The organism is Pantoea sp. DY-5 (assembly GCF_019795955.1).
Lineage (GTDB): Bacteria > Pseudomonadota > Gammaproteobacteria > Enterobacterales > Enterobacteriaceae > Pantoea > Pantoea leporis.
In genome coordinates this window covers 80394-90954 of sequence record NZ_JAIMIE010000002.1, presented here as the reverse complement: position 1 = coordinate 90954, position 10561 = coordinate 80394, and the positions used below count along the sequence as shown (strand labels likewise).

Here is a 10561-nt window from a genome sequence, read left to right as displayed (position 1 = left end):
AGGTCGGCATGAATGCCGACCCTACGGGAATGGTTTCGTGTGGTCGATATGAACGGTTTTTGTAGGGTCGCCATTCATGGCGACCTTGCCAATCACACCAACCGCACTTACCCCAAATCCGCCATCAGCACTTTTGAACGGCGCTGATAGTTATACATCTGCTTTTTGCTCTCTGGCAGAGACTCAATATCCACCGGCGTAAAACCGCGCTCCTGGAACCAGTGAATGCTGCGCGTGGTTAACACAAACAGCTTCTTCAGCCCCATCTGACGCGCCTGCAACGCCACGCGATCCAGCAGCAGTTCGCCACGCGACGAGCTGCGATAATCCGGATGCACCGCCACACAAGCCATCTCACCGATCTGCTCATCCGGGAACGGGTAGAGCGCGGCACAAGCGATGGTCAGGTTATCGCGCTGAATAATGGTGAACTTATCAATCTCCATCTCCAGTTGCTCACGGGAGCGACGCACCAGAATCCCTTGCTGCTCCAGCGGGCGAATCAGTTCGAGAATACCGCCGATATCGTTGATGTTGGCGCGCCGAATCTGCTCGGCCGACTCCATCACAATCTGGGTACCGATACCGTCGCGCGAGAACAGTTCTTGCAGCAACGCGCCATCTTCCTGATAGCTAATCAGGTGGCTGCGACGCACGCCGCTGCGGCAGGCTTTGACCGCACCACGCAAGAACCGCACGGTGCCAGAGAGGAAATCGCCATCGCTCTCCATTTCGTCGATGCGCGCCTGGGCTTCATTCGGGAACAGTTCAGAAATAATCGCGCCTTCGCGATTGGTCACGCCCTGCTCGGAGCAGAAACCAATCATCTTCTCGGCCTTCAATTTTATTGCCAGCTGCGTCGCCACTTCTTCTGACGTCAGGTTAAAACTCTCGCCGGTCACAGAAACCGCTACCGGACCGAGCAGCACAATCGCATCGTTATCCAGCTGACGATGGATCGCTTCCTCATCAATACGACGAATACGCCCGCTGTGGCAGTAATCAACGCCATCATCCACCCCCAGCGGCTGCGCAATGATGAAGTTGCCGCTCACTACGTTAATGTGCGCGCCTTGCAGCGGCGTGTTGTTGAGGCTCATCGACAGACGCGCGGTGATATCCAGCTGTAAGCGACCGGCGGCCTGCTTTACCAGCTCAAGTGATTGCGCATCGGTAACGCGCGTATGTTTGTGATAAATCGGTTCCAGCTGTTGCTGGGCCATGCTGGCGTCAATCTGCGGACGCGCACCATAAACCACCACTAAGCGAATGCCGAGGCTATGCAGCAGACCGATGTCATTAACGATGCTTGAGAAGTTCTCATGCTCGATTGCTTCGCCACCCAACATGATGACAAACGTCTTGTCACGATGGGTATTTATATAGGGAACGGTGTGGCGAAAACCCTGAACCAGTTCTGTACTGCGTTCCTTCACGGCAAAGCCCTCTATGCATGTTTATTCGTAATTTTCGTATTTTTATGCTCTTTTGCTCTTTATTGCAAGCGCCGGGCCTGACGTTACTTTACGATTTTCATGATGCAACACGCGCTAACAGACTGCATTATCTGGTTTTTCCGGCAAGACAAGACGATTCTCATCGAGTAAAGTTTTCACTTTCTTGCCATCGAGTGATGATTTTTTAGACATAACACAGCAGTTGGAGCGGCATGTCCGAAGCTTTTACACGACGACGATTATTACAGGGCGCTGGCGCATTATTAATGCTAAGCGTGACGCGTACCGGGCTGGCTGCCAGCCAGCATATTGTGGCGGTGCGCATCTGGCCCTCATCGACTTACTCCCGCGTAACCCTGGAATCAAATGTTCCCCTCAAGTACAAACAGTTCACGCTGAGTAATCCCGATCGTCTGGTTATTGACATCGAAAATATGCACATCAACCCGGTCCTGAAAGGAGTCGATAAGCTGGTGCGCGTGGACGATCCCTATATCAAAACCGCACGCGTCGGTCAGTTTGACGCTAACACGGTGCGACTGGTGCTGGAACTCAAGCGCAGCATTGCGCCCAAGACATTTACTCTTGCGCCAGTGGCAGGTATCAAGCATCGCTTAGTGGTCGATCTCTATCCTAATCAGCAATCACGGGAAGAGGATCCGCTACTGGCATTACTGCAGAATTACAATCAGGGCGATTTAGAACGCGATCAGCCGGTGCAGGCGGCGCTGCCGGGCAAAGCGGGGCGCGATCGACCGATTATCATCATGATCGATCCTGGCCATGGCGGTGAAGATCCCGGCGCGCATGGCAAATACAAAACGCGTGAGAAAGATATCGTGTTGAAGATCGGTCGCTATCTGAAGGCGTTGATCGACAAAGAGCGCAACATGAAAGCTTATATGACGCGCAATGAGGATGTGTTTATCCCGCTGCGTGTCCGCGTGGCGAAGGCGCGAAAGCAGCGTGCGGATCTGTTTATTTCGATCCATGCTGATGCCTTCACCAGTCGGGCCGCGCGCGGTTCGTCGGTGTTTGCCCTTTCGACCAGCGGCGCTACCTCAGCGGCGGCGCGCTTCCTCGCACAAACGCAGAATGAAGCCGATTTGATTGGCGGCGTCAGCATGAGCGGCGATCGTTATCTCGACCACACCATGTTCGACATGGTGCAGCGGCAAACCATCAGCGACAGCCTGAAGTTTGGTAAAGAAGTGCTGTCACGCATGGGACATATCAATCACCTGCACAAGCGCACCGTCGATCAGGCGGGATTTGCGGTGCTGAAAGCGCCGGATATTCCCTCGATTTTGGTGGAAACCGCGTTTATCAGTAATGTCGAAGAGGAGCGCAAGCTGCGCACGGCGCGCTATCAGCATCAGGTGGCTGAGGCGATTCTGCATGGGATTAAGGCGTATTTTGATAAGGGTGCGGCACTAGCGCATCGCTGAGGAGGGCGGCAGCAATGCCGCTTTTTCCGGACGCCAGAAACAAAAAAACACCCGTTAAGGTGTTTAAATGATTGGTTGCGGGGGCCGGATTTGAACCGACGACCTTCGGGTTATGAGCCCGACGAGCTACCAGGCTGCTCCACCCCGCGTCCGTCTATCGCATTAAGCGACTTTTCACATTGTATTCTTCTTAAGACAATTGGTTGCGGGGGCCGGATTTGAACCGACGACCTTCGGGTTATGAGCCCGACGAGCTACCAGGCTGCTCCACCCCGCGTCCGACTGACGCGTTACACGACACTTCACATTGTCTCTTCATTTAAGAAGAATTGGTTGCGGGGGCCGGATTTGAACCGACGACCTTCGGGTTATGAGCCCGACGAGCTACCAGGCTGCTCCACCCCGCGTCCGTGGATGCGCACTATACTCTGGACGCGCGGCGATGCAACCCCTTTTTGAGACAAAACGTCAAATTTACAGTCAGTTGATGAATAAACTCGCCATTGGGTGGATTATTGTACAGATGTGAGCGTGACCGCTTATGGCAGATTTCATTCTCTCTGCCCCTTTGCTATCGTCGCCGGGCAAACAATCGATAAAAAGAGAAGGTTATGAAAGGACATTGGGCGAAGTATGCACTTACTGGCGCATTTATCGCGCTGCTAGCGGGCTGTAGTTCTAAACCGACCGACCGCGGTCAACAGTATATAGATGGCAAGCTAGAGCAACCGCTTGGGCTGGTCAACCAACCGAATGCTAAAGGGCGTCCGGTGAACGGCAAAGACTTTAGCGATCAGGTGGTGCAGATTCAAACCGCCTCATCCGGCCTGTTCGGGCGCAACAACGGTACTTACAGCGCAGTGCAAAACTGGCTGCTGTCCGGCGCGGATACGCGCCAGCTCAACCAGTTTGGTTTGAATGCTTATCAGATGGAAGGCACTGACAATTACGGCAACGTGCAGTTCACCGGTTACTACACGCCGGTTGTGGAAGCGCGTTATACCCGTCAGGGCGAGTTCCAGTATCCGATTTATCGTATGCCACCGCGTCCGCGTGGACAGAAACTGCCGAGCCGCGCTTCTATCTATAATGGTGGGCTCGACGATCGCTACATCATTGCCTACAGCAACTCGCTGATCGATAACTTCATGATGGATGTGCAGGGCAGCGGCTACGTTGATTTTGGTGATGGTCGTCCGCTGCGCTTCTTTGGTTACGGCGGCAAAAATGGCTGGGCTTACCACAGCATCGGTAAAGAGCTGATCGATCGCGGTGAAGTGAAGCGCGAAGATATGTCGATGCAGGCGATTCGTCAGTGGGCGCAAGAGCATTCGCCACAGGAAGTGCGTTCGGTGCTGGAAACCAACCAATCCTTTGTCTTCTTTAAACCGGAAGAGTATGTGCCGGTGCGCGGTGCCAGCGCGGTGCCGCTGATTGCCAAGGCTTCCGTTGCCTCCGATCGTTCACTGATTCCGGCCGGAACCGTGCTGTTAGCCGAAGTGCCGCAACTGAACGAGAAGGGCAAGTTTAATGGCAAATATGAAATGCGTCTGATGGTGGCGTTAGACGTGGGTGGCGCGATTAAAGGCCAGCACTTCGATATCTATCAGGGCGTTGGCCCGGATGCGGCGCATCTGGCCGGCTTCTACAACCATTATGGCCGCGTCTGGGTGCTGAAAGCCGCGCCGGGCACCGGTCAGCCGCTGTTTAGCAACCCACAAAATGGCAACAACGGTTCGCTGCTGTTAGGTTCTAATTAATGTCCCGTTTTCCCGGAAAGGTTTGGTTATGACAGTAGTAAGCGACGCCTGGCGACAACGTTTTGGCGGCACGGCGCGTCTCTATGGCCAGGACGCGCTGCAGCGTTTTGCCGACGCGCACTTTTGCGTGATCGGTATTGGCGGCGTGGGTTCGTGGGCGGCGGAAGCCTTAGCGCGCACCGGCATCGGTAAAATCACCCTGATTGATATGGACGATGTCTGCATCACCAATACCAACCGCCAGATTCACGCGCTGCAGGGCAAAGTGGGCCAGGCGAAAACCGAAGTGATGGCGGAACGTATGCGCGCCATCAATCCGGAATGCGAAGTGATCTGCATCGATGATTTCATCACGCCGGAAAATACCGCTGAACTGTTATCGGCGGGTTTTGACTACGTGATTGATGCGATTGACAGCGTGCGCCCCAAAGCCGCGTTGATCGCCTGGTGTCGTCGCAACAAGATCCCGCTAATAACCACCGGCGGCGCGGGCGGCCAGATCGATCCCACGCAGATCCAGGTGAGCGATCTGGCAAAAACCATTCAGGATCCGCTGGCGGCCAAGCTGCGTGAGAGATTGAAAGGGGATTTTAACGTGGTGAAGAACAGTAAAGGCAAGCTCGGCATCGACTGCGTATTCTCGACGGAAGCGCTGATGTATCCGCAGCCGGACGGCAGCGTGTGCACTTCACGCTCCACCGCAGAAGGCCCGAAACGCATGGATTGTGCCGCCGGATTTGGCGCGGCGACCATGGTTACCGCCACGTTCGGGTTTGTGGCGGTGTCTCATGCATTGAAGAAGTTTCTGGCGAAGGCGGCGCGTCAAACGGCCTGAGCGTGCTGACGTGCAGCGCGTTGCACCGCATCCGCCAGCGCCTGTAAACCGCTGCTGCGCGACGCACTGAGCTGTGCGCGCAGACCTAACGTATCAAACAACGCCAGCGGATCTTGCTGCAGCAAGTCGGCTGGCGTTTTGCCTTCCACCGCCGTCAATAACACCGCCAGCAATCCGCGCACGATGCGTCCTTCGCTGTCACCATAAAAGTGCAGCGTGCCGTTGTTCAGCAACTGGCTGCTTAGCCACACGCGATTTTCACAGCCCGTGAGTTCAATATCTGGCGTCTTTAACTCTTCCGCTAACGCAGGCAGCTGGCGGCTGAGCTGGATCAGCTGACGATAGCGATCTTCCCACTGATGAAAATGGGTGAATTTTTCCGTCAGGCTGGCGGCGGTAATCAGATCGCCGAACGGATGCGGGGCGAGCAGGGTTGATGTCATGGGCTTATTCACTCAGTAAGTCGACGGCATGGCGCATGGCGCGCACCAGCGCATCCACGTCCTGCAAATTATTATAGGGGGCGAACGAAACGCGCAGCGTGCCGGTGACGCCCAGCGCCGCCATCAGCGGCTGCGCACAGTGCTGGCCGGCGCGCAATGCGATGCCATGCTCGGCGAGCAGCGTAACGATATCGCTGTGGTGAATGCCGGCAATATCGAACGCCAGCAGGCTGGCATTGCCACAGCGGAAGCTGCGAAAACCGGGGATCTCGCTCAGTTGCTCCTCGGCGAGGCTCGCCAGCTGCTGGCTCCACATTTCGGCCTTATTGCCATCATGTTGCGCCAGCCACTGCAGCGCGGCACTCAACCCCACCACGCCGGCAACGTTAGGCGTTCCGGCTTCAAAACGCCACGGCACCGGCTGCGGCGTGAAACCGTTAAAATCGACCTGCGTCAGCATCTTGCCGCCGCCTTGCCACGGATCCATCGCTTCCAGCAGTTCCGCTTTGCCATACAGCACGCCAATGCCCATTGGGCCGTAAAGCTTATGGCCGGAAAAAGCATAGAAATCAATATCCAGCGCCTCTACATCCGGCGGACAATGCACCACACCTTGTGCGCCATCGACCATCACTTTGGCACCGACGTCATGGGCTAAACGGATCGCCTGCGCCAGATCCGGACAGCCGCCGGTGACGTTCGACATCTGACCAACGGCCAGCAATCGGGTACGTGAATTGAGCAGTGCTGGCAACAGCGTGATATCCGGCAAACGGTCGTCGCCCAACGGCCATTTCACCACTTTCGCGCCCGCCGCTTTTGCCACCATCAGCCACGGCACCAGATTGGCGTGATGTTCGGCTTCGCTAACCACGATTTCATCGCCAGCCTGCAATCGCGGAGCCAGCCAACTGTTCGCCACCAGATTGATCGCTTCGGTGGTGCCGCGCGTCCAGACAATCTGCCGATCGTCCGCAGCATTGAGCCAGCGCGCCACTAATCCGCGCGCCTGTTCGTATTTTTCCGTTAATGCGCGAGCGGCAGCGAACTGGCTGCGATGCACGGTGCCAGCGCTGAGGCTGTAGAACTGTGCGGTCGCGTCGATCACCGCCTGCGGCTTGAGCGCAGTAGCCGCGCTATCGAGGTAGATTCCGGCATCGCTCAGCGCGGGGAACTGCTGGCGGAAGGCGCCGGGAGAAAAAATGGTCATACTCAGCCCACTGTTAATCATGTTAGGACCAGGCTGAAAGCTGGCCCGTTGCCTGGCAAAGCTGGAAAAGCGCGTTATGCTAATTATTGCAAGGTTTGAACCGAAACCCGCATAACGCGTCGCTATTCATAGTCGATTTCACTGGCGCTACCTTTGGTGAGCGCATGTGGGTGGTTTAATGCAATTAATCTGCAAGGAGATAGAAGATGAATAAACTCACCGCAGTGCTGGCCGTGTGTACTCTGGCCTTTACCCTGTCCGCATGTTCCAGCAATTACGTAATGCACACTAACGATGGTCGCACCATCGTCGCCGATGGCAAACCTAAAGTTGATGACGAAACCGGTATGATCAGCTATCAGGATGCCAATGGCAACAAGCAGCAGATTAACCGCTCTGACGTCAAAGAGATGGTGGAGATGGGGCAGTAAAGATATAAAAAAAAGCACCGCAATTTGCGGTGCTATTTAAAATCACTATGGACAGACAGGGTAAATCTACAGGAATTAAAAGCTTGATCTGCAAGCGTCAGATCAAAATGCAAACACAACATCACGACCACAAGCCAAAAGTTCTCCAAAAGTCTGCGATCTCTCGCACGTTTCCAGAAATCTTTTCGTTCCGGCTCAGGAAGTGCGGCAACTATAGGTATTTGCTGGAGCTTCCTCAACGGACAAATTATAATGTCTCGGATTAAAAAAACTAATACGTAGCGACTTTGTATAAGTTGAAGTATTACCTTGTCAATCCGGATACGGAAAACCATGTCTAAACGCCTTCCGCCGCTTAATGCTTTACGCGTCTTCGATGCTGCTGCCCGTCATTTGAGCTTCACCAAAGCCGCTGAAGAGCTGTTTGTTACCCAGGCTGCTGTCAGCCATCAGATCAAATCTCTGGAAGATTTCCTCGGTCTAAAGCTGTTCCGCCGGAGGAATCGTTCGCTTTTACTGACAGAAGACGGTCAAAGCTACTATTTAGATATTAAGGAGATTTTCTCCGCCCTGAACGATGCGACGCGCAAGTTGCAGGCGCGCAGCGCTAAGGGTGCGCTGACCGTCAGTTTGCTGCCGAGTTTCGCCATTCAGTGGCTGGTGCCTCGCCTTTCCAGCTTTAATATGGCTTATCCGGGCATCGACGTGCGTATCCAGGCGGTGGACCGTGATGAGGAGAAATTGGCGGACGATGTTGACGTGGCGATTTTCTACGGTCGCGGCAACTGGCCAGGCCTTAGGGTTGAGAAATTGTATGCCGAATATTTGCTGCCGGTCTGCTCACCGATGTTGCTGACGGGCGATAATCCACTCAAATCGCCGGCCGATTTGGTGCATTGCACGCTGCTGCATGATGCATCGCGCCGCGACTGGCAATCCTATACGCGTCAGCTGGGCGTGCAGCACATTAATGTGCAACAGGGCCCGATCTTCAGCCACAGCGCCATGGTATTACAGGCGGCAATTCATGGTCAGGGCGTGGCGCTGGCGAATAATGTGATGGCGCAGAGTGAAATTGAAGCCGGTCGTCTGGTGTGTCCTTTTAATGACGTATTGGTCAGTAAAAATGCTTTTTATCTGGTTTGTCATGACAGCCAGGCAGAACTGGGTAAAATAGCCGCCTTTCGTCAGTGGATCCTGGAAAAAGCGGCCAATGAACAAGAAAAATTCCGCTTTCGCTACGATCACTAATGCGTTGCTGGCTGCACAGTGATGTGCGCATTACCTTGAGGATTGTTTAATGTCCAGTCGTGCCATGTTTGTTTTTGCTGCCATTAGTGGATTTCTGCTGGTGGCGTTTGGTGCTTTCGGCGCGCATGTGCTGAGCAAATCGCTCGGCCCAGCCGAAATGGCGTGGATACATACCGGCCTGGAATATCAGGCGTATCACACGCTGGCGGTGATTGGCCTGGGTGCCGCTATGCTGCGTCGCGCCAATATCTGGTTTTACTGGAGTAGCGCCGCGATGGCGCTCGGTACCGTGTTGTTCAGTGGCAGTCTCTATTGTCTGGCGCTGTCGCACATGAAGTTTTGGGTTTTTGTTACGCCAGTGGGAGGCTTGTGCTTCCTTATTGGCTGGTTCTTGATGTTGATTGGCGCACTGCGTCTGAAACGAAAGGCAGATCGCCATGAATAAAGTTTTACTCTATTGCCGTCCAGGATTTGAGAAAGAGTGCGCGGCAGAAATCAGCGCGAAAGCGGCTGAGCGCGAGATTTACGGCTTCCCGCGCGTCAAAGATGACTCGGGTTACGTGCTGTTTGAGTGCTATCAGCAGCAAGATGCTGAAAAGCTGATCCAAACGCTGCCGTTTGCCGAACTGATCTTTGCGCGGCAGATGCTGGTGGTGGGAGAGTTGCTGCGCGATCTGCCACCAGAAGACCGCATCACGCCGATTGTCGGCATGCTGACCGGTGTTGTGGAGAAGGGCGGTGAACTGCGGGTTGAAGTGCCGGATACCAATGAAGCGAAAGAGCTCACCAAGTTCTGCCGTAAATTAACCGTGCCGCTGCGTGCCAGCCTGCGTGAAAGCAAAATCCTGCTTAATTACGAAACGCCGAAGCGTCCAGTGGTGCACGTGTTCTTTATCGCGCCGGGCACCTGTTACGTCGGCTTTTCGCTGCCGGAAAACAACTCGCCATTCTACATGGGCATTCCGCGCCTGAAATTCCCCTCCGATGCGCCGAGCCGTTCTACGCTCAAGCTGGAAGAGGCGTTTCACGTGTTTGTGCCTGCGGATGAGTGGGATGAGCGTTTAGCCAGCGGCATGTACGCCGTCGATCTCGGCGCTTGCCCCGGCGGCTGGACCTATCAACTGGTGAAACGCAGCATGTGGGTTTTTGCGGTAGATAACGGCCCGATGGCGCCAAGCCTGATGGACACCGGACAGGTGACGCACTGCCGCGAAGATGGTTTTAAATTCCGTCCGCCGCGTACCAATATCAGCTGGCTGGTGTGCGACATGGTGGAAAAACCGGTGCGCGTCGCGAGCCTGATGACCGAATGGCTGGTGAATGGCTGGTGCCGCGAGGCGATATTCAACCTCAAGCTGCCAATGAAAAAGCGCTACGAAGAAGTGACACAGAACCTGGCGATGATTGATGACGCGCTGAAAGCGCAGGGCATTAATGCCCAGATTCAGGCGCGCCAGCTCTATCATGACCGCGAAGAAGTGACCGTTCACGTACGTCGACTTTGGGCGGCTGTTGGCGGCCGTCGCGACGAGCGCTAATCCTGCTTCATACTTTGCGCTACAGCGGTCCTGCTTCATACTTTGCACTACAGCGGTCCTGCTTCATACTTTGCACTACAGCGGCGTTGGCTGCGTTTGCTCGCCCCGGTCACATACTGATGTATGCTCCCGGGGACTCGCGCACTTGCCGCCTTGCTGTAGCGCAAATTATTTCGCAGGACATTGTT

General features: G+C 54.9%; 10 protein-coding genes and 3 tRNA genes. 7 read left to right on the top strand and 6 right to left on the bottom strand.

The window, feature by feature from the left end:
• Positions 1-107: 107 nt before the first annotated feature.
• The gene (gene argA, locus K5Y30_RS08680) at positions 108-1436 is read right to left on the bottom strand and encodes an amino-acid N-acetyltransferase (protein ID WP_007891884.1); all 1329 of its coding nucleotides are present in this window, start codon (positions 1434-1436) and stop codon (positions 108-110) included.
• 233 nt (positions 1437-1669) lie between these two features.
• On the opposite strand from argA, the gene amiC reads away from it, so the two are divergent.
• A complete protein-coding gene (gene amiC, locus K5Y30_RS08675) occupies positions 1670-2905 on the top strand; it encodes an N-acetylmuramoyl-L-alanine amidase AmiC (RefSeq protein ID WP_222185561.1) in 1236 nt (411 codons plus the stop codon).
• Positions 2906-2977: 72 nt separating this feature from the next.
• On the opposite strand, the gene K5Y30_RS08670 is transcribed toward amiC, so the two are convergent.
• The 3 genes from K5Y30_RS08670 to K5Y30_RS08660 form a co-directional block, all read right to left on the bottom strand.
• A tRNA-Met gene (locus K5Y30_RS08670) sits at positions 2978-3054 on the bottom strand.
• A 51-nt stretch (positions 3055-3105) separates the two neighbouring features.
• Positions 3106-3182 (bottom strand) — tRNA-Met (locus K5Y30_RS08665).
• A gap of 53 nt (positions 3183-3235) precedes the next feature.
• Positions 3236-3312: transfer RNA gene (locus K5Y30_RS08660), tRNA-Met, on the bottom strand.
• Between the two features lie 204 nt (positions 3313-3516).
• Here K5Y30_RS08660 and mltA point away from each other — a divergent pair.
• Positions 3517-4665: a murein transglycosylase A gene (mltA, locus tag K5Y30_RS08655; RefSeq protein WP_101762003.1), complete on the top strand. Its 1149-nt coding sequence runs from the start codon at positions 3517-3519 to the stop codon at positions 4663-4665.
• A 28-nt stretch (positions 4666-4693) separates the two neighbouring features.
• Positions 4694-5500, top strand: coding sequence for a tRNA cyclic N6-threonylcarbamoyladenosine(37) synthase TcdA (gene tcdA / locus K5Y30_RS08650; protein ID WP_176973561.1), 807 nt, complete (start codon positions 4694-4696; stop codon positions 5498-5500).
• Here tcdA and csdE read toward each other — a convergent pair.
• Positions 5488-5943: a cysteine desulfurase sulfur acceptor subunit CsdE gene (csdE, locus tag K5Y30_RS08645; RefSeq protein ID WP_110867956.1), complete on the bottom strand. Its 456-nt coding sequence runs from the start codon at positions 5941-5943 to the stop codon at positions 5488-5490. The genes tcdA and csdE overlap by 13 nt on opposite strands.
• Before the next feature lie 4 nt (positions 5944-5947).
• Positions 5948-7153: a cysteine desulfurase CsdA gene (gene csdA, locus K5Y30_RS08640; protein ID WP_222211020.1), complete on the bottom strand. Its 1206-nt coding sequence runs from the start codon at positions 7151-7153 to the stop codon at positions 5948-5950.
• A gap of 206 nt (positions 7154-7359) precedes the next feature.
• Between csdA and K5Y30_RS08635 the strand changes: the two genes are divergently transcribed.
• The 4 genes from K5Y30_RS08635 to rlmM all read left to right on the top strand — a co-directional run bounded on the left by K5Y30_RS08635 (position 7360) and on the right by rlmM (position 10373).
• Positions 7360-7584 (top strand): YgdI/YgdR family lipoprotein, encoded by a 225-nt coding sequence (locus K5Y30_RS08635; RefSeq protein WP_008109575.1) that lies wholly within the window; start codon positions 7360-7362, stop codon positions 7582-7584.
• Positions 7585-7917: 333 nt separating this feature from the next.
• The gene (locus K5Y30_RS08630) at positions 7918-8835 is read left to right on the top strand and encodes a transcriptional regulator GcvA (protein ID WP_222185563.1); all 918 of its coding nucleotides are present in this window, start codon (positions 7918-7920) and stop codon (positions 8833-8835) included.
• 49 nt (positions 8836-8884) lie between these two features.
• Positions 8885-9280: a DUF423 domain-containing protein gene (locus K5Y30_RS08625; RefSeq protein ID WP_008109570.1), complete on the top strand. Its 396-nt coding sequence runs from the start codon at positions 8885-8887 to the stop codon at positions 9278-9280.
• A complete protein-coding gene (gene rlmM, locus K5Y30_RS08620) occupies positions 9273-10373 on the top strand; it encodes a 23S rRNA (cytidine(2498)-2'-O)-methyltransferase RlmM (RefSeq protein WP_222185564.1) in 1101 nt (366 codons plus the stop codon). Before K5Y30_RS08625 ends, rlmM begins: the two co-directional genes overlap by 8 nt.
• The last annotated feature ends 188 nt before the right edge of the window (positions 10374-10561 follow it).